Source organism: Amycolatopsis echigonensis, assembly GCF_014174495.1.
Lineage (GTDB): Bacteria > Actinomycetota > Actinomycetes > Mycobacteriales > Pseudonocardiaceae > Amycolatopsis > Amycolatopsis echigonensis.
Genome location: NZ_JACJHR010000038.1, coordinates 41,921 through 60,337 on the forward strand (window position 1 = coordinate 41,921; position 18,417 = coordinate 60,337).

Annotated in this window: 17 protein-coding genes; 8 read left to right on the forward strand and 9 right to left on the reverse strand. The window is 70.8% G+C overall.

The annotated features are described in order from the left end of the window. The first annotated feature begins 7 nt into the window (after window positions 1-7). Complete coding sequence (locus tag H5411_RS25105; protein WP_183125223.1) at window positions 8-700, forward strand: glycoside hydrolase family 12 protein; 693 nt, start codon at window positions 8-10, stop codon at window positions 698-700. A gap of 71 nt (window positions 701-771) precedes the next feature. Here the strand turns inward: H5411_RS25105 and acnA are convergent, their stop codons facing one another. Beyond that, window positions 772-3,579 (reverse strand): aconitate hydratase AcnA, encoded by a 2,808-nt coding sequence (gene acnA / locus H5411_RS25110; RefSeq protein WP_183125224.1) that lies wholly within the window; start codon window positions 3,577-3,579, stop codon window positions 772-774. A gap of 360 nt (window positions 3,580-3,939) precedes the next feature. Between acnA and H5411_RS25115 the strand changes: the two genes are divergently transcribed. Further along, on the forward strand, window positions 3,940-5,304 hold the full coding sequence (locus H5411_RS25115; protein ID WP_312878610.1) for an NlpC/P60 family protein: 1,365 nt from the start codon (window positions 3,940-3,942) through the stop codon (window positions 5,302-5,304). Here the strand turns inward: H5411_RS25115 and H5411_RS25120 are convergent. After that, entirely contained in the window at window positions 5,294-6,088 is a 795-nt protein-coding gene (locus tag H5411_RS25120) for a GNAT family N-acetyltransferase (protein WP_183125225.1), read from the reverse strand. The genes H5411_RS25115 and H5411_RS25120 overlap by 11 nt on opposite strands. 101 nt (window positions 6,089-6,189) lie before the next feature. Between H5411_RS25120 and mobA the strand changes: the two genes are divergently transcribed. The 4 genes from mobA to H5411_RS25140 all read left to right on the forward strand — a co-directional run bounded on the left by mobA (window position 6,190) and on the right by H5411_RS25140 (window position 9,918). Next, on the forward strand, window positions 6,190-6,747 hold the full coding sequence (gene mobA / locus H5411_RS25125; RefSeq protein WP_101439834.1) for a molybdenum cofactor guanylyltransferase: 558 nt from the start codon (window positions 6,190-6,192) through the stop codon (window positions 6,745-6,747). A 112-nt stretch (window positions 6,748-6,859) separates the two neighbouring features. Further along, window positions 6,860-7,924, forward strand: a complete 1,065-nt coding sequence (locus tag H5411_RS25130; protein ID WP_101439835.1) for an AAA family ATPase — start codon at window positions 6,860-6,862, stop codon at window positions 7,922-7,924. A 76-nt stretch (window positions 7,925-8,000) separates the two neighbouring features. Continuing rightward, window positions 8,001-8,882 carry a DUF58 domain-containing protein gene (locus H5411_RS25135; protein ID WP_244194974.1) on the forward strand — a complete coding sequence of 294 codons (882 nt, stop codon included), beginning with the start codon at window positions 8,001-8,003 and terminating at the stop codon, window positions 8,880-8,882. A 55-nt stretch (window positions 8,883-8,937) separates the two neighbouring features. Beyond that, window positions 8,938-9,918, forward strand: coding sequence for a VWA domain-containing protein (locus tag H5411_RS25140; protein ID WP_101439837.1), 981 nt, complete (start codon window positions 8,938-8,940; stop codon window positions 9,916-9,918). A 47-nt stretch (window positions 9,919-9,965) separates the two neighbouring features. Here H5411_RS25140 and H5411_RS25145 read toward each other — a convergent pair whose 3' ends face one another. From H5411_RS25145 to H5411_RS25170, 6 genes are read right to left on the reverse strand one after another with little or no spacing between them, the layout of a single operon-like run. Further along, the gene (locus H5411_RS25145) at window positions 9,966-10,427 is read right to left on the reverse strand and encodes a tRNA (cytidine(34)-2'-O)-methyltransferase (RefSeq protein WP_101439838.1); all 462 of its coding nucleotides are present in this window, start codon (window positions 10,425-10,427) and stop codon (window positions 9,966-9,968) included. A 7-nt stretch (window positions 10,428-10,434) separates the two neighbouring features. After that, window positions 10,435-10,860, reverse strand: a complete 426-nt coding sequence (locus tag H5411_RS25150) for an acyl-CoA thioesterase (protein ID WP_101439839.1) — start codon at window positions 10,858-10,860, stop codon at window positions 10,435-10,437. Between the two features lie 16 nt (window positions 10,861-10,876). Continuing rightward, window positions 10,877-11,818, reverse strand: a complete 942-nt coding sequence (locus tag H5411_RS25155; RefSeq protein ID WP_101439840.1) for a TAXI family TRAP transporter solute-binding subunit — start codon at window positions 11,816-11,818, stop codon at window positions 10,877-10,879. Then, window positions 11,815-13,203, reverse strand: a complete 1,389-nt coding sequence (locus H5411_RS25160; RefSeq protein WP_101439841.1) for a sensor histidine kinase — start codon at window positions 13,201-13,203, stop codon at window positions 11,815-11,817. The genes H5411_RS25155 and H5411_RS25160 overlap by 4 nt, the downstream gene beginning before the upstream one ends. Before the next feature lie 3 nt (window positions 13,204-13,206). Then, window positions 13,207-13,872, reverse strand: coding sequence for a response regulator transcription factor (locus H5411_RS25165; RefSeq protein WP_101439842.1), 666 nt, complete (start codon window positions 13,870-13,872; stop codon window positions 13,207-13,209). A gap of 14 nt (window positions 13,873-13,886) precedes the next feature. Further along, window positions 13,887-15,209: an MFS transporter gene (locus H5411_RS25170; RefSeq protein ID WP_101439843.1), complete on the reverse strand. Its 1,323-nt coding sequence runs from the start codon at window positions 15,207-15,209 to the stop codon at window positions 13,887-13,889. A 167-nt stretch (window positions 15,210-15,376) separates the two neighbouring features. Between H5411_RS25170 and fabG the strand changes: the two genes are divergently transcribed. Then, window positions 15,377-16,081, forward strand: a complete 705-nt coding sequence (gene fabG, locus H5411_RS25175; RefSeq protein ID WP_101439844.1) for a beta-ketoacyl-ACP reductase — start codon at window positions 15,377-15,379, stop codon at window positions 16,079-16,081. A 49-nt stretch (window positions 16,082-16,130) separates the two neighbouring features. Continuing rightward, on the forward strand, window positions 16,131-16,898 hold the full coding sequence (gene fabI / locus H5411_RS25180; RefSeq protein WP_101441315.1) for an enoyl-ACP reductase FabI: 768 nt from the start codon (window positions 16,131-16,133) through the stop codon (window positions 16,896-16,898). Between the two features lie 50 nt (window positions 16,899-16,948). On the opposite strand, the gene H5411_RS25185 is transcribed toward fabI, so the two are convergent. Then, window positions 16,949-18,118, reverse strand: a complete 1,170-nt coding sequence (locus tag H5411_RS25185) for a Cmx/CmrA family chloramphenicol efflux MFS transporter (protein WP_101439845.1) — start codon at window positions 18,116-18,118, stop codon at window positions 16,949-16,951. Between the last annotated feature and the right edge of the window lie 299 nt (window positions 18,119-18,417).

The following is an 18,417-nucleotide window of genomic DNA, read 5'->3' on the forward strand; positions in this document are numbered from 1 at the left end:
AGGAATCATGCACAAAGCCGTGCGCTCCCTCGTGGTCTCGCTGACCGCCGTCGCGCTCGCGGCCGGCACGGCGGGGGCGGCCGAGGCCGCCGCCTGGTCGTCGTCGGACAAATACGCGAGCTGGTCCAACGGCGGCTACACCGTCCGCAACGACGTGTGGGGCAGCGGGGCCGGCCCGCAAACCATCTGGGCCAACTCCTACAGCAACTTCGGCGTCTATTCCGACCAGCCGAACACCGGGGGAGTGAAGTCCTACCCGCATTCGGCTAAGAACGTCGGCCGGAAGCTCAGCGCGCTGCGCTCGGTCTCCAGCAGCTTCAACGTCAGCCGGCCGGGCAGCGGCTCCTACGAAAGCACGTACGACATCTGGGCCGAGAACAACGCCTACGAAATCATGCTCTGGATGAACAAACAGGGTGCGGTCGGCCCGATCGGCACCAAGCAGACCACGGTGACCGTCGGCGGGCACACCTGGGACGTCTACCAAGGATCGAACGGCGGCAACGCGGTCTTCTCGTTCCTGCGGACGTCGAACACCGACGCCGGATCGGTCGACGTGCTGGCCGTGCTGAACTGGATCAAGGCACGCGGCTGGTTCGGCGACGTCACCCTGGGCGAGGTGCAGTTCGGCTTCGAGATCACCTCGTCGGCCGGCGGGATGAACTTCACCGCCAACAGCTATTCGGTGTCTTCCTCCTGACCGAGCGCTGAGAGAACGCACTGAGGCCCGCCCCCGCGGCTGCGGGAGCGGGCCTCGATGCGCGTGCTAGGTCAGGACTGGGTCATCTTCCGCAGCACGTACTGCAGGATGCCGCCGTTGCGGTAGTAGTCCGCCTCGCCCGGGGTGTCGATGCGGACGACCGCGTCGAACTCCACCTTGGAGCCGTCTTCCTTCGTGGCGGTCACGTGCACCGTCCGCGGGGTCTCGCCCTCGTTCAGCTTCGTGATGCCCTCGATGTCGAACGTCTCGGTGCCGTCGAGCTTCAGCGACGCCGCCGACTCGCCCTCGGGGAACTGCAGCGGGATGACGCCCATGCCGATCAGGTTGGAGCGGTGGATGCGCTCGAACGACTCGGTGATCACCGCGCGCACGCCCAGCAGCGACGTGCCCTTCGCCGCCCAGTCGCGCGACGAACCGGAGCCGTACTCCTTGCCGCCCAGCACGACCAGCGGGATGCCCGCCGCCGCGTAGTTCTGCGCCGCGTCGTAGATGAACGCCTGCGGCGCGCCCTCCTGGGTGAAGTCGCGGGTGTAGCCGCCCTGCACGTCGTCCAGCAGCTGGTTGCGCAGCCGGATGTTGGCGAAGGTGCCGCGGATCATGACCTCGTGGTTGCCGCGGCGCGAGCCGTAGGAGTTGAAGTCCTTGCGCTCGATGCCGTGCTCGGTCAGGTAGCGGCCGGCCGGGGTGTCGGCCTTGATCGCGCCGGCGGGGGAGATGTGGTCGGTGGTGACCGAGTCGCCCAGCTTCGCCAGCACGCGGGCGCCCGAGATGTCCTGGACCGGGGCCGGTTCGGCGGTCATGCCGTCGAAGTACGGGGGCTTCCGGACGTAGGTGGACTCGGGGTCCCATTCGAAGGTCTTGCCGGTCGGCGTCGGCAGCGACTTCCAGCGCTCGCCGCCGTCGAACACGTCGGCGTAGTCCTTCGTGAACATCTCCTGCGTGATCGCGGAGTCGATGGTCTCCTGGATCTCCTGCGGCGTCGGCCAGATGTCCTTCAGGAAGACGTCGTTGCCGTCGCTGTCCTGGCCGAGCGGCTGGGTCGCGAAGTCGAAGTCCATCGTCCCGGCCAGCGCGTACGCGATGACCAGCGGCGGGGACGCCAGGTAGTTCATCTTGACGTCCGGGTTGATCCGGCCCTCGAAGTTCCGGTTGCCCGAGAGCACCGAGACCGCGGTGAGGTCGTTCTCCTGGATCGCGGCGGAGATCTCGTCCGACAGCGGGCCGGAGTTGCCGATGCAGGTGGTGCAGCCGTAGCCGACCAGGTGGTAGCCCAGCTTCTCCAGGTACGGCCAGAGGCCGGCCTTGTCGTAGTAGTCGGTGACGACCTGCGAGCCCGGCGCCATCGACGTCTTGACCCACGGCTTGACCGACAGGCCCTTGTCGACCGCGTTGCGCGCGAGCAGCGCCGCGCCCAGCATGACCGACGGGTTGGAGGTGTTGGTGCACGAGGTGATCGAGGCGATCACCACGGCGCCGTGGTCGAGCACGAACTCGCCGCGGTCGGCGGTGGACACCTTGACCGGCTTGCTCGGCCGCCCGGTGGCCCCGTTAGCCGCGGACTGCACCGGCACCGCGGTCTCGTCCTGGAACGACAGCGCGGCCGGGTCGGAGGCCGGGAAGGTCTCCTCGACGGTCTCGTCGACGTTGGTGTGCGGGGTGGGCTGGTCGTCCTCGGCGTAGTCGTGCACCGACTTGCGGAACGAGGACTTCGCGTCGGACAGCTCGATGCGGTCCTGCGGGCGCTTCGGGCCGGCGATCGACGGGACGACCGTCGACAGGTCCAGCTCGAGGTACTCGGAGTACTGCGCCTCGTGGGACGGGTCGTGCCAGAGGCCCTGCTCCTTGGCGTACGCCTCGACCAGGGCGACCTGCTCGGCCGAACGGCCGGTCAGCTTGAGGTAGCGGACGGTCTCCTCGTCGATCGGGAAGATCGCCGCGGTGGAACCGAACTCCGGGCTCATGTTGCCGATGGTGGCGCGGTTGGCCAGCGGCACCTGGGCGACGCTCTCGCCGTAGAACTCGACGAACTTGCCGACCACGCCGTGGCGGCGCAGCATCTCGGTGATCGTGAGCACGACGTCGGTCGCGGTCACGCCGGCCGGGATCTCGCCGGTCAGCTTGAAGCCGACGACGCGCGGGATCAGCATCGACACCGGCTGGCCCAGCATGGCCGCCTCGGCCTCGATGCCGCCGACGCCCCAGCCCAGCACGCCGAGGCCGTTGACCATGGTGGTGTGCGAGTCGGTGCCGACGCAGGAGTCGGGGTAGGCCTGGCCGTTCCGGGCCATCACCGTGCGGGCCAGGTGCTCGATGTTGACCTGGTGCACGATGCCGGTGCCCGGCGGGACGACCTTGAACTCGTCGAAGGCGCCCTGGCCCCAGCGCAGGAACTGGTAGCGCTCGCGGTTGCGCTCGTATTCGATCTCCACGTTGCGCTCGAAGGCGTCCGCGCGGCCGAACACGTCGATGATCACCGAGTGGTCGATGACCATCTCGGCCGGCGCGAGCGGGTTGACCTTGTCCGGGTCGCCGCCGAGGGCGGTCACGGCCTCGCGCATGGTGGCCAGGTCGACCACGCAGGGCACGCCGGTGAAGTCCTGCATGATCACCCGGGCGGGCGTGAACTGGATCTCGGTCGACGGGTCCGCGTTCGGATCCCAGCCGCCGAGCGCGCGGATGTGGTCGGCGGTGATGTTCGCGCCGTCCTCGGTGCGCAGCAGGTTCTCGAGGAGGATCTTCAGGCTGTAGGGCAGCCGGGCGGAGCCTTCGACCTTGTCCAGGCGGAAGATCTCGTACGAGTTCTCTTCCACCCGCAAGGTGTCCTTGGCGCCGAAGCTGTCCTTGCTAGGTGCAGTCACGTCTAACTCCAGTGGCATGGATTCCACGCCGCAGCCGGCGTTTCCTCCCGGGTCAGTTCGGTGTCGTATCCGGGTCGTCGGGTCGACCCTGGCGAGTCTTGCGCACCCCCACCGTAGGACCGGAACCGGGAGGGCACACCTCGTCTTCTCGACCCAAACAGTACGCGTGTCCTGTATTTCGTTCAAGACGACACGCGGAGTGACGTGCGCCATCCGGACACGCCGTCCCCTCAGGTCCCCCGAACAGGGGAAATGATCTCCGCGGTGTGTAAGTTCTTCCTGAGGCTTGTGATAGTGGTGTGACTGCAGTGGTACGCGGTGTGCCCGGAACGCGGCAGCCGGTGAGCGGAGGTGGCGGGCGTGAGGGTCCGGCGGGGACGGTCCGGGACGGCGGGCGCGCTGGTGCGCGGCGCGGGCGCCCGGCGCGGCCTGACGGTCGCGGCGGTCGCCCTGGCGGCGCTGCTCGGCGCGACGGGCACGGGGCTCGCGGTGCCTCCTCCGCCGCCGAACCCGAGCGATTCGGCGATCGATTCGGCCAAGGGCGACGCCAGCGCGAAAGCGGGCGAGGTCGGCCGGCTCACGAACCAGCTCGCGCAGGCCGAGCAGAAGCTCAGCGCGCTGCAGGACGACGTCGAGCTGAAGCAGGAACAGGCCATGAAGGCCCTGGTCGACCTGCAGACCGCGCAGGACGAGGCGACCCGAGCGCAGAACGACGCGACGTCCGCGCGCCAGGAGGCGGACGCGGCGGCCGGTGCCATCGAGAAGGCCCGCCAGGACGCGAAGAAGTTCGCCGCCGCGAGCTTCGAGCAGGGCAGCACGATCGGGTCGATCTCGGCGTACCTGACCTCGGACAGCCCGAAGGACCTGCTCGCCCGCGCCCAGCTGCTCAACGCCATCGGCGGTTCGCGGCTCAACGCGATGGACCGGCTCCAGCAGGCGCAGACCGACAAGGCCAACAAGGACTCCGCCGCGCGCAAGGCGCTGGAACTCGCGCAGGAGAAGCAGGACGCGGCCACCCGGGCGAAGGGCGTCGCGGACGCCGCGCAGTCCGCCGCCGTGTCCGCGCAGCAGGCCCAGGCCGCGCAGAACACGCAGCTGGAAGCGAACAAGAACTCCGTCGAGCAGCAGCTGTACGCGGCGCAGGCGAAGGTCAACGGCCTGCAGGGGCAGCGCCAGCGCTACCAGGACTGGCTCGCGCAGAAGCAGCGCGAGGACGAGGAGCGCGCCCGGCAGGCGGCCCTGCGGGCGTCCGCGGCGAACAACGACGACGACAACGGCGGCGGCAGCCCGTCCCCGGCGGCGGGCGGCTCGATCGAGGACGTGATCGCGCGGGCGCTGTCCAAGGTGGGCATGCCGTACGCGTGGGGCGGCGGCAACGGCAGCGGCCCGACCCGCGGCATCCGCGACGGCGGCGTGGCCGACCAGTACGGCGACTACCGCAAGATCGGCTTCGACTGCTCCGGCCTGATGATCTACGCCTTCGCCGGGGTGCAGGGCCTGCCGCACTACAGCGGCTACCAGTACACGGCGGGCCGCCAGGTGCCGCTCTCGCAGATGCGCCGCGGCGACATGCTGTTCTGGGGCTACCCGGGCAACATCCACCACGTCGCGCTGTACCTGGGCAACGGGCAGATGGTCGAGGCCCCGCAGTCGGGTTCGTACGTGCGCGTGGTGCCGGTCCGCTACGGCGGGATCATGCCGTACGCGACCCGCCTCATCGGCTGAACGGGCTCCACACGTACGGCGTCGTTTCGGTGACCGCGGTGAAGCCCAGCCGTTCGAGGATCGGACGACTCGTGGGCAGCGCGTCGACCTGGAGGTAGGCCACGCCGCGGTCCCGGGCCGTGCCGACCCGGTGCGCCACGAGCGCCCGGTAGAGGCCGCGGCCGCGCCATTCGGGCAGGGTCGCGCCGCCCCACAGCCCGGCGAATCCCGTGCCGGGCACGACTTCCAGCCGGGACGCGGCGACGAACCGGCCGTCCGCTTCGGCCACGACGTGCGTGGTGGTCCCGGGATCGGCGCGGGCCCGGGCGAGCAGATCCGCGGCGACGGCGGCTTCGTCGTGGCCGAACACCGTGGCGGACAGCGTCGCGATGCGCAGCAGGTCGTCGTGGCCGTCGGCTTCGCGCACGACCACGTCGGTCGACGGCGGCGCCGAGGCGGCGACCGCGTCCAGCGGCGCGATCAGGACGGTTTCGGTTTCCTCCGGGACGAACCCGGCGGCGAGCAACCGCTCCGGCAGCTCCGCGGGACGGTCGTGGGCGCGGGTCTTCCACTCGAACTCCTCGCCGCGGGCGGCGAAGAACGCGCGCTGGCGGGCGATCAGCTCGTCGAGCGCTGCGCCGGTGACGCCGAGGTCGGGCGGGCCGGAGACGAACCCGCGGCGGCCGCCGGTGAGGCGCGCGAGCGGGCCGTCGACGGTGAGCTGCTGGCCGGGTTCGGCCTGGGTCAGCTCGGCTTGGCGGACTTCGCGGTCGTAAGCGGCGAGCAGCCGCGCGGCGTCGGGCACGTCGGCAACCTAATACGCGCGACCCCGGAGCGCGCGCGGGTTTCCCGCGCGGGCTGCCACCCCTGGTGCACGCGGCTTTCCGCACCGGGCACCCTGGGGGCATGACAGAGAGCCCCCGGTACGCGGGGATCGTGCTGGCCGGCGGGGCCGCGCGCCGGCTGTCCGGAGCGGACAAGCCGGAGCTGCGGGTCGGCGGGATCTCGTTGCTGGGCCGGGCGATCGAGGCGCTGGCCGGGGCGGATCCGGTCGTGGTCTGCGGGCCGCGGCGGCCGGGCTACGACGCGGTCGTCTGGACCCGCGAAGCCGTTCCCGGCGCCGGACCGGTCGCTGCCTTGGCCGCGGGGCTGGAGGCCGTCGGGGACGCGGAGATCGTCGTGCTGCTCGCCGCCGATCTCCCCGGTGTCCGGCGCTCCACAGTGGACCGGCTGCGGTCCACTGTGGCCAGCGCGGACGGAGCCGTGCTCGTGGACGCGGCGGGGGAGCGGCAATGGCTGGTGAGCGCTTGGCGCACCGCCGCTGTGCGCGAGGCGATGCCGGAGCGTCCGGAGAACGCGTCGCTGCGCCGGACGCTCGGCGGACTGCGGATCGCGGAGGTCGCCGCGGAACCGGGCGAGAGCGACGACATCGACACGCCGGAGGACCTGGAAAAGCACCGCTGACACGGGCTTCACAGCTGTCACACCGGCGATGCGATTGGCTACCGTCGCGGGAAGTCCGCGACGCAGTAGGGTCGCGGGCGAGCACGCAGACGTGGAAACCCCTGGAGGAAGAGTGACCGAGCCCGGCTTCGCCGAGGGAGCGAACGGGCAGCAGCCCGGCACCCCGGCGCGGGACGCCCAGCTGCTGGAACGCACCGTGTTCGAGGTGAAGCGCGTCATCGTCGGGCAGGACCGGCTGGTGGAGCGCATGCTCGTCGGGCTGCTGGCGAAGGGGCACCTGCTGCTCGAAGGCGTGCCCGGGGTCGCGAAGACGCTGGCGGTCGAGACGTTCGCGCGCGTCGTGGGCGGGTCGTTCTCCCGCGTGCAGTTCACCCCCGACCTGGTGCCCGCCGACATCCTCGGCACGCGCATCTACCGCCAGGGCGCCGAGCGCTTCGACGTCGAACTGGGCCCGGTCGTCGCGAACTTCGTGCTCGCCGACGAGATCAACCGCGCCCCGGCGAAGGTGCAGTCGGCGATGCTGGAAGTGATGGCCGAGCGGCACGTGTCGATCGGCGGCAAGACCTTCCCGATGCCCGATCCGTTCCTCGTGCTGGCCACGCAGAACCCGATCGAGAACGAGGGCGTGTACCCGCTGCCGGAAGCCCAGCGCGACCGGTTCCTGTTCAAGATCCTGGTCGAGTACCCCTCCGCCGAGGAGGAGCGCGAGATCATCTACCGGATGGGCGTCACGCCGCCGGAGCCGCACGAGGTGCTGAGCCCGGCCGAGCTGGTGCGGCTGCAGGGCGTCGCGTCGCAGGTGTTCGTGCACCACGCGCTGGTCGACTACGTCGTGCGGCTGGTGCTCACCACGCGGACGCCGAACGACCACGGGCTGTCCGACGTCGCGGGCTGGGTGTCCTACGGCGCCTCGCCGCGCGCGAGCCTCGGCATCATCGCCGCGGCGCGGGCGCTGGCGCTGGTGCGCGGCCGGGACTACGTGCTCCCGCAGGACGTGGTCGACGTCGTGCCGGACGTGCTGCGGCACCGGCTCGTGCTGTCCTACGACGCGCTGGCCGACGGCGTTCCGATGGACCACATCGTCACCCGCGTGCTGCAGACCGTGCCGCTGCCGCAGGTTTCCGCCCGGCCCCAGGGCGGTGCCGGCCCGGTGCCGGCGGGCGCCCCCGTCAGGTAACGGCGTGGCTGGCACCTCCTCGAAAGAACCGGGCGGCCGCCCCGGTTGGGCGCCGCCGGTCCTGCGCGGCGACCGGATGGAAGCGGGACTGCGGACCCTCGAACTCGAAGTGCGCCGCCGCCTCGACGGGCTGCTCCAGGGCAATCACCTCGGGCTGGTCCCGGGGCCGGGTTCGGAGCCCGGCGAAGCCCGGCCGTACCAGCCCGGCGACGACGTGCGCCGGATGGACTGGGCGGTCACCGCGCGCACGACGACGCCGCACATCCGCGAGACGGTCGCCGACCGCGAGCTGGAGACCTGGGTGGTCGCGGACATGTCGGCGAGCCTCGACTTCGGCACCGCGCTGTGCGAGAAGCGCGACCTGGTCGTCTGCGCGACCGCGGCGGTCGCGCACCTGACCGGCGGCGGCGGGAACCGGATCGGCGCGCTCGTGTCGAACGGCGAGGGCATCGCCCGGATCCCGGCGCGCGGCGGGCTTCCGCACGCACGCGGGCTCGTCCGGCGGCTGGCCGAGACGCCCCGCGCGGCCGAGGGAGTCCGCGGCGATCTCGCCGGTGCGCTGGAGAAACTGCGCCGTCCGCCGCGGCGGCGGGGACTGGCGGTGGTGATCTCCGACTTCCTCGGTCCGCTGGACTGGGAGCGGCCGCTGCGCGCGCTCGGCGGCAGGCACGAGCTGATCGCGATCGAGATCGTCGACCCCCGCGACGTGGACCTGCCGGACGTCGGCACTGTCGTGCTGGCCGACCCGGAGACCGGACGGCAGCGCGAGGTGCACGCTTCGGCGTTGCTGCGCAAGGAATTCGGCGCGGCGGCGAACGCGCACCGGCAGACGGTCGCGGCCGGTCTGCGCCGGGCCGGCGCGGCGCATCTGGTGCTGCGCACCGATTCCGACTGGATCGCGGACATGGTGCGGTTCGTGGTCGCCCGCAAGCGTCGCTGGTCGGGAGGTGTCGCATGAGCGAGCTCGTCCTGCACGCGGCCGCCGCCCGGGCAACCAGTAAGGAGGCGACGGCATGAGCCTCGCCGGTTTCAGTTCGCCGTGGTGGTTCCTGCTGCTGATCGCGGTCGCCGCGGTGGCGGGCGCGTACGTGCTGTCGCAGCGCCAGCGGCGCCGCCGGGTGCTGCGGTTCGCGAACCTGGAGCTGCTGGAGAAGGTCGCGCCCAAGGCGCAGGGCTGGATCCGGCACGTGCCCGCGGTGCTGATCGTGCTGTCGCTGCTGTTCCTGACCGTCTCGCTGGCAGGCCCGACGGCGGAGCAGAAGGTGCCGCGCAACCGGGCGACGGTCATGCTGGTGATCGACGTGTCGCTGTCCATGGAGGCCACCGACGTCGCGCCGACGCGGCTGAAGGCGGCGCAGGACGCGGCGAAACAGTTCGCGCAGAACATGACGCCGGGCATCAACCTGGGCCTGATCTCGTTCGCCGGCACCGCGACGGTCCTCGTCAACCCGACGACGGACCGGGCGGGCGTGACGAACGCGATCGACAACCTCAAGCTCGCCCAGTCCACCGCCACCGGCGAGGGCATTTACGCGGCGATGCAGTCGATCCAGAGCTTCTCCGCGGTCGTCGGCGGCGCGGACGGCCCGCCGCCCGCGCGCATCGTGCTGATGAGCGACGGCAAGCAGACGGTGCCGGAAGACCTGTACGCCCCGCGCGGCGCGTACACGGCGGCCCAAGCGGCGAAGCAAGCGCACACGCCGATCTCGTCGATCTCGTTCGGCACCGAGCACGGATCGGTCGACATCGAGGGCAAGCAGCAGGACGTCCGCGTGGACGACGAATCGCTGCGCGAGATCGCCCGGCTGTCCGGAGGAGAGTTCTACAAGGCGGCGAGCGCGGACGAGCTGAAACGCGTGTACGCCGACTTGGGGGAGCAGATCGGGTACGAGCTGAAGAACGCCGACGCGAGCAAGCCGTGGGTCGTCCTGGGCACGATCATCCTGATGGCCGGAGCCGCGACGGCGCTGCTGTTCGGGCAGAGACTGCCGTAGGTCCGTGAAGGGCTCCTTGAGGGAATCAGGTTCCCTCAAGGAGCCCTTCACGGAGTTGCGAAGCCGTTCTGCCGCCACCCTTCGTAGACCGCGATAGCCGCTGTGTTGGCGAGGTTCAGCGACCGGTTGTTCGGCAGCATCGGCAACCGCAGCCGGTCCGTGACCTCCGCCGCGCGCTGGACGTCGTCCGGCAGCCCGGCGGACTCCGGCCCGAACATCAGCACGTCCCCGGGCGCGTAGGAGACGTCGGTGTAAAGCCGGGTCGCGTGCGCGGTGAACGCATACACCTTCGCGGGCAGCAGAGCCTCCCACGCAGCAGCCAGATCAGCGTGCACGTGGACCCGCGCGAGGTCGTGGTAATCGAGCCCGGCGCGGCGGAGCTGCTTGTCCTCCAAGGTGAACCCCAGCGGCTCCACCAGGTGCAGCTCGCATCCGGTGTTGGCGGCCAGCCGGATCGCGTTGCCGGTGTTGGGCGGGATTTCGGGGCGGTAGAACAGCACTCGGAACACGGGGACCTCACACCGTCTCGGGGAGGTACTTCGCGTAGGCCGCGCGCACCTCCGGGGGCGGTTCCGTCTTGCGGTAGTTCTCGGTGTCGACGAACACGTACCGCAGCCGGATCTCGGTCGTCACCGTGTCGCCGCGGCGGACTTCCAGCTCGAACTGCATCGACGTGGTGCCCAGGTGCACGAGGTACACCGCGACCACCAGCTCGTCGTCGAAGCGGCACGGCGCGAAATACCGCAGGTTCGACTCGGCGACCACCAGGTCGACACCGGTGGCGAGCAGTCCGTCGTGCGAGCCGAAGAGCGCTCTCTCCACTTCGAACGCCGCCATGTCCGCGTACGCCAGGTAATGCGCGTTGAAGACGATCCCCTGGCCGTCGCATTCGTGGTAGCGCACGCGCAGGGGCATTTCGACGAGAGGGCGGCGTTCGGTCACGGCACCAATCTAGCGATCACCCGTGCAGCGCGCGGTAGGTGTCGGCCGCGCCGCGGTGCAGCGGGACCGGCTGGGTGCCGATGAGCGTCCGCACGTCCAGGAACTGCGTCCCGACGGCCTGCGCGGGCACGAGTTCGGCGGCGCGTTCGACGAGCACCCGGACCACTGCCGCGGCGACGTCGAAGGGCAGCTTGGGGGAACAGACCAACAGGTTCGCGACGCCGATCGTGCCGAGCGCGCCGACCCCGCGGTATGCCCCGGCGGGCACTTGCACCTGCTCGTACAGCGGCCCGTACGCCTTGCGCAGCTGGGGGAGCACCGACGTCAGCGGGATGAGCGAGAGCGGCGTCGTCCGGTTGAGATCGGCGAGGGCGGGCGTCGGGATCCCGCCGGACCAGAGGAACGCGTCGATCCGGTGGTCGTGCAGCGCGGCGACGGCGTCGTTCAACGGAAGGTGCTGCTCCTGGACCGGGACTCCGCTCGCGGCGAAGACCCGTTCGCCCAGCTGCGCGGCGCCGGACCGGCTCGCGCCGACCGAGATCGGCCGTCCGGCCAGCGAACGCAGGTCGGTGAGCTGGTCCTCGGCGCGGACGACCAGCTGCAGGTAGTTCTCGTAGACGCGGCCGAGTGCTTGCAGCGGAACGGGTTTCCCGAACGGCGAGCCGCCGGTGATGGCCGATTGCGCCACGTCGGCGAGCGCGAGGCCGAAGTCGGCCGTTCCGTCCTGGACCCGCTGCACGTTCTCGACGCTCGCCTCAGTGGGGAGCGCGCTGCAGCGCAGCCGCGGTTCGGCGCGCGACAGTTCGGCGGCCAGGACCTCCGCGAAAGCCAGGTAGAAGCCGCCGGGTTCGCCCGCCGCGATGGTGATCTTCCGCTCCGGGCCGCGGTAGGTGTCGTCGCAGGCGGCGAGCGCGAGGGCGAGGCCGCCGAGGATCGCGGCGCGGCGGGTGACGGTCATGGCGTCCCCGCCGCGGGCAGCGTGATCCGGACTTGGAGACCGTGCGGTTCGACCGCGCGCAACTCCAGAACCCCGCCACGGGCGCGGGTTTGCTCGCGGGCGATGGCGAGTCCGAGGCCGGTTCCGCGCGGCGCGCCGTCGCCGCCCGCGCGCCAGAACCGTTCGGTGGCCCGGGCGAGATCCTCCGGCGGGAGACCGGGACCGTCGTCGGCGACGACCAGCGTGACACTGTCCGAAGTGGACTCCCAACTGGCGGTGATGGTCGCACCCCGGCCGGCGTGGTGGACGGCGTTGTCCAGCAGGACGTCGAGAATCTGCGCGAGTTCGCTCTCTGGCGTGCGTACCAACAGCGGCTCTGTGTGCCCCTCGCACGGCACGAGCGTCGCGCCGGCTTCGTCGGCGGACAACCGCCACGCGTCAACTCGTTCCGCCACGACGGCGGCCAGGTCGGCGGGTTCGTCGTCGGCGCGCGCGGCCAGCCGGGTCGCCGTGCTTTCCGCGGTGGCGAGGGCGAGCAGACCGTCGAGAATCCGTTCCAGCCGTTCGACTTCGGCCACCGTGGCCTCGTAGGCCGGGCGGTTCTCGACCTCGGTGCCGAGCAGGTCGAGCCGGAGCCGGAGCGCGGCCATCGGGTTCCGCAGCTGGTGCGACGTGTCCGCGACGAGCCGCTGCTGCTGGTTCGCCGACTCGACCACCGCGTCGGACATCCGGTTCACCGACGCCGCGAGCGACCGCAATTCGCGCGGCCCGGACCGTTCCGGCACCTGCGCCCGGCGTCCGCCCGCCACGGCCAGCACGCCGGTTTCCAGCTCCACCAACGGCCGCACCATCCATCGCGACAGAAGGACCGCCAGCAACACAAACAGCGCCGCGACCACCATCGCCCCGGCCGCGATCGCGCTCCACGCCGCTTCGACGTCCGCCGCCGCGGCGGTCACCGAAGCGCGCAGCAGGACTACGCCCGACACGCGCGTCCCGGTGCCGACTGGGCGGGCGAACAGCACCGGAGTGTCCGACCACGGCCGGATCCGCTCGACCGGCGCTTCCGGCTCGTTCCGCAGCGTCGCCTCGATCAGGGTCCGCGCGTCCCGATCGCTGCAGGTCAGGCCGCCGGTTTCGACCAGCGGCCGCCGCTGCGCGTCGACGATCAGCACGCCTTCGCTGTATAACGACGAATACTGCCGCGCGTCGGCGCTCAACGCGGCTGCGTCGCCGGAATCGACGGCCTGTTGCGCGAGCACCACGAAGCGGTCGACGTCGCTGTTGCGCGAAATCACGAGCTGCTGCGTCCGCTGGTCGGCGGTCGCGGACAGCAACGGCACCGCGAACGCCGCCACGACGGCGAGCGCGAGCGTGACCAGGACAGCCAGCAGGCGAGTGCGCACCGATCAGCTCCGGCCGAGCCGGTAGCCGAAGCCGCGGATCGTGGTGAGCAGGCCGGGCCGGTCGAGTTTCGCGCGCAGCTGCGTCATGTGGACGTCCAGCGAACGCGAAACGGCGAGGTACGCGTCGCCCCACACCTCGTCCATCAGCTGCTGGCGGCTCACCGCCGTGCCCGGCCGCGCGGCGAGCACCGCCAGCACCGCGAATTCCTTGGTGGTCAGCCCGATGTCCCGGCCGCCGACGACGACCCGGCGTGCGCCCAGATCGATCTCGACGTCCTCGATCCGCACGACCGGGTCTTTCGGGGCGGGGGAGGAGTTGCCCGCCCGCCGCGCGACAGCGTCCATCCGGGCAAGCAGTTCGGCCATCCGCACCGGCTTGGCCAGGTAGTCGTCCGCGCCGAAGCGCAGCGCCCGGACGACCGAACGCTCGTCGTCGCGCGCGGTCAGCACGATCACCGGCACCGGCGACACCTGGCGGATCTTGCGCAGCACGTCGAGCCCGTCGAGGTCCGGCAGACCGAGGTCGAGGAGCAGCAGGTCCGCGTCCCGGTGCCGGGTGAGGGCGTCCGACCCGCGGCCGACCGCGGCGACGGAGTGGCCGTGCGCACCCAGCGTTTCGGCGAGTGCCCGGGCGACACCGGTGTCGTCCTCCACGAGCAGCACGCGCACGGCCGTCCTCCCGGTCAGTCCTCGCCGCGTTCGAGGGCGGACGAACGCGAAGTTTCCCGCATTGTCGCGTACACGACGAGCGACACGAGAACGCAACCCGCGACATACCAGAAGAAGAGCGATTCGTGCCCCGCCTTCTTCAGCGCCTGGGCGATCAGCTCGGCGGTCCCGCCGAAGATCGCGACGGTGAGCGCGTAGGGCAGGCCGACGCCGATCGCGCGGATCCGCGTCGGGAACAGCTCGGCTTTCACGATCGCGTTGATCGAGGTGTAGCCGGTCACGATCACCAGCGCGCCGAGCAGCAGCAGGAAGGCGAGGAACGGCTGGCTGGTGCGCGCCATCAAGGTCATGATCGGCACGGTCAGCAGGGTGCCCGCGATGCCGAAGAACATCAGCAGCTTCCGCCGGCCGATCCGGTCCGACAGCCGTCCGGCCAGCGGCTGCAGGATCGCGAAGACCAGCAACGCGAGGAACATGATCACGGTGACCGTGCGCCGCGGGATGTGCGCGGTGTTCTCCAGGAACTTCTGGGTGTAGGTGGCGTAGGTGTAGAACGCGACCGTGCCGCCGAGCGTCAGGCCGACCACGAGCAGGATCTCCCGCGGGTACTTCACGAGCTGGCGCAGCGTGCCGCGCTCGCCCTTGCCGGCTTCGGCGTTTTCGGTGACCCGCTCGTAGCTTTCGGACTCGTCCATTGACCGCCGCAGCGCCATCACGATGACCGCCGCGAGCGCGCCGACGACGAACGCGATCCGCCAGCCCCAGTCGCCCATCTGCTTGTCGGTGAGCACGCTTTGCAGGATCAGCTGCAGCCCGAGCGCGAGCAGCTGCCCGCCGACGAGCGTCACGTACTGGAAGCTGGAGTAGAACCCGCGCTTGCCCGGAGTGGCCACTTCGGACAGATACGTCGCCGAGGTGGAGTACTCGCCGCCGACCGAAAGCCCTTGCAGCAGCCGGGAAAACACCAGCAGGATCGGCGCCGCGATGCCGATCGCCGAATAGCCCGGCGTCACCGCGATGAGCAGAGAGCCGCACGCCATCATGGAAACCGAGAGGACGAGCGCGGAACGCCGCCCGTAGCGGTCGGCGAAACGGCCGAGAAGCCAGCCGCCGAGCGGGCGCATGAGGAATCCGACGGCGAACACGGCCGCGGTGTTGAGGAACTGCGCCGTGGCGTCGCCGCCGGGGAAGAACGCCTTCGCGAAGTAGACGGTGAACGCCGAATAGGCGTACCAGTCGTACCACTCGACGAGATTTCCGATCGAGCCGCGCAGCACGTTGCCGACCACGCGCCGCTCGTCCCGCGCCGAGCCGGCGTCCTGGATCCGGGTAGTCATCTTTGACCTCCTGTGTCGCGACTCACGGTGACCAACCGGCGGGTAACCATCAAGGTCGAAGCGCGGTTCCTTACCGTCGCTTAGGACGGGAGTGCCGGGTGCGCCGCCGGTCAGCGCAGCCGATAGCCTCAAGCGGGCGCAACAGCGAAGACGACGAGGAGAACGCAGTGGGACGGTCGGTCTTGGTCACCGGCGGCAACCGGGGCATCGGGCTGGCCATCGCCCGCGACCTCGCCGAGCAGGGGCATCAGGTCGCGGTCACGCACCGCGGGTCGGGCGCGCCGGACGGGCTTTTCGGCGTGCGGGCCGACGTCACCGACGCCGAGCAGGTGGACGCGGCGTTCAAGCTCGTCGAGGAGCACCAGGGGCCGGTCGAGGTCCTGGTGTCCAACGCCGGGCTCACCGACGACACCCTGCTCATGCGGATGTCGGAGGAGCAGTTCGAGCGCGTGCTGAACGCGAACCTCACCGGGGCGTTCCGCGTCGCCAAACGGGCCTCGCGGGGCATGCTGCGCGCCCGCTGGGGCCGGTTCGTGTTCATCTCGTCCGTGGTGGGCCTTTCCGGCTCGGCCGGGCAGGCGAACTACGCCGCGTCGAAGGCCGGCCTGGTCGGCTTCGCGCGTTCGCTCGCGCGGGAGCTGGGCTCGCGCAACATCACCGCGAACGTGGTCGCGCCCGGCTTCGTGCACACCGACATGACCGACGCCTTGAGCGAGGACCGGCGCAAGGAGATCCTCGCCAACGTCCCGTCCGGCCGCTACGCCGAACCGGCCGAAATCGCCGCGGCGGTGCGCTACCTGTCCTCGGACGAGGCGGGCTACGTCAACGGCGCGGTGCTGCCCGTCGACGGCGGCCTCGGCCTCGGCCACTGATTCTCTTCCCGCACTTCCCGAGAAGACCATCCACGACCTGGAGGACGTGTTGCCCGGATTGCTCGAAGGCAAGCGGCTGCTGATCACCGGCGTCATCACCGACGCCTCGCTCGCGTTCCACGCGGCCCGCATCGCCCAGCAGGAGGGCGCGAAGGTCGTGCTCACCGGCTTCGGACGGCTGTCGCTGGTGGAGCGCATCGCCAAGCGGCTGCCCGAGCCCGCCCCGGTGCTGGAACTGGACGTCACGAACCAGGAGCACCTCGACTCGCTCGCCGACCGCGTCCGCGAGCACGTCGACGGCCTCGACGGCGTGCTGCACTCGATCGGCTTCGCGCCGCAGAGCTGCCTCGGCGCGCCGTTCCTGGACGCCCCCAGCGACGACGTGAAGGTCGCGGTGGACGTCTCGGCGTTCTCGTTCAAGTCGCTCGCCGTCGCGACGCTGCCGCTGCTCGGCCGCGGCTCCTCGATCGTCGGCATGGACTTCGACGCGCGCGTCGCGTGGCCGGTCTACAACTGGATGGGCGTCGCGAAGGCCGCGCTGGAGTCGGTGAACCGGTACCTGGCCAAGGAACTCGGCCCGCGGGGCATCCGGGTCAACCTGGTCAGCGCCGGCCCGATGAAGACCATGGCCGCGAAGTCCATCCCCGGCTTCGGCGAACTCGAAGGCGGCTGGGACGGCCGCGCGCCGCTCGGCTGGGACTCCGCGGACCCGGAGCCGACCGCCAAGACGGTGTGCGCGGTGCTGTCCGACTGGCTGCCCGCCACCACCGGGTCGATGATCATGGTCGACGGCGGAGTGCACGCGCTCGGCATCTGAGCTGACAGTGGAATGGCCCTGCGGGAACGCTCCCGCAGGGCCGTTTTCCTTTAGGCGTTCACGAGTTGCGGCGCGGTGTCGCGCCGGTGCAAGCGCAGCGCATACGTGAGGGCCGACAGCGCGAGTGCTCCGAGCGCGACGCTCACCCACGCCACGCTGGAAAAGCCCAGCCCGGCGCTGATCGTCGTCCCGCCGAGCCACGGGCCCACGGTGTTGCCGACATTGAACGCGGACGTCGTGCTCGCGCCGACGAGCGTCGAGGTGCCGCCCGCCGCGGAGTAAGCCCGCACATTGAGCGCCGGGTTCGCCGCGAAGCCAGCCGCGCCGAGGACGAGCACTGCGGCCACCGCTACGACGGGGTTGGCCGCGAAGGCAAGCGTGACGAGAGCGGCGACAGCGATGCCGAGACTGCCGTAAAGCGTCGCGAACGGATACGCGTCGGCAAGCTTGCCGCCAGCGAAAATCCCGATGACCGCACCGCCGCCGAACAACGCGAGCACGAGCGGCACGGCGGATTCGGGCAGTCCCGCGACGGAGACCAGCAGGGGAGCGAGGTAGCTGAACGTCGCGAACACCATCGCCTGCAGCAGCGCGATCACGCCGAGCGCGAGCCACAACCGGCTGCGGCGGAACACGCGCAGTTCTTCGGCGATCCGCGGCGCTTCAGTTTCCTTGGCGGTGCGCGGAACCGACAGCAGGACGGCGAAGGCGGCGACGGCGGTCAGCGCGGCGACCGCCCAGAACGCGCTCCGCCAGCCCGCGTGCTGTCCGAGCAGCGTGCCCGCCGGAACCCCGACGACGTTCGCGACCGTGAGCCCGCCGACCAGCACCGCGAGCGCCTGCCCGCGCCGGGCTTCCGGCACGAGATTCACGGTGGTCGCGGCGGCGACGGCCCAGAATCCGGCGCAGGCGACGGCGGCGATGACGCGGGTGGCGAAGAGGATTCCGTAACCGTCGGCGACCGCGCCGATGACGTGTGCCGCGCTGAAGACGACGAGCAGCCCGAGGAGGGTGGTCCGCCGGGGAAGCCGGAACGTGCCGACGGCGAGCAGCGGGGCGCCGACGACCATGCCGATGGCGAAGGCGGAGATCAGCAGGCCCGCGTCCGGGATGCTGACGCCGAGGTCGGAGGCCATTCCGGGGAGGAGGCCGGTGATCATGAACTCGGAGGTGCCCAGGGCGAAGATGCTGAGCCCTAGCACGAAGACGGCTGGGGGCATCGGAGAGCTCGCTTTCTGGAATCGGCGGTACAGAATTGGGGTGGGGGTGTGGTGGTGTGGGCGTGGGTGAGACGGGTGGGGTGTGGGGGCGGCTCGTCGCCTGGCGGCGACATTGCAGGTGGGTGTGTGTGGGGCACCCCGAAGCTTGATTGTGCTGACGGTTCGGGAGTGCTTGTCAAGGCGGGAAAGATGCCTTGACAAGCACTCCCGAACCGCAGGGGGGCTTCGTATCGGGGTGCGGGGGTGGTGTGGGTGCCTCGATTGTTGGGTGTGGTGGTGGCGGTTTGGTGGGGTGGGGC

Bases quoted from the DNA above. Each gene is read 5' to 3' on its own strand.
- mobA (WP_101439834.1), top strand. From the start codon at position 6,190: ATGACAGAGAGCCCCCGGTACGCGGGGATCGTGCTGGCCGGCGGGGCC.
- H5411_RS25170 (WP_101439843.1), bottom strand. From the start codon at position 15,209: ATGACTACCCGGATCCAGGACGCCGGCTCGGCGCGGGACGAGCGGCGC.
- H5411_RS25105 (WP_183125223.1), top strand. From the start codon at position 8: ATGCACAAAGCCGTGCGCTCCCTCGTGGTCTCGCTGACCGCCGTCGCG.
- H5411_RS25140 (WP_101439837.1), top strand. From the start codon at position 8,938: ATGAGCCTCGCCGGTTTCAGTTCGCCGTGGTGGTTCCTGCTGCTGATC.
- H5411_RS25155 (WP_101439840.1), bottom strand. From the start codon at position 11,818: ATGACCGTCACCCGCCGCGCCGCGATCCTCGGCGGCCTCGCCCTCGCG.
- H5411_RS25135 (WP_244194974.1), top strand. From the start codon at position 8,001: ATGGAAGCGGGACTGCGGACCCTCGAACTCGAAGTGCGCCGCCGCCTC.
- H5411_RS25185 (WP_101439845.1), bottom strand. From the start codon at position 18,118: ATGCCCCCAGCCGTCTTCGTGCTAGGGCTCAGCATCTTCGCCCTGGGC.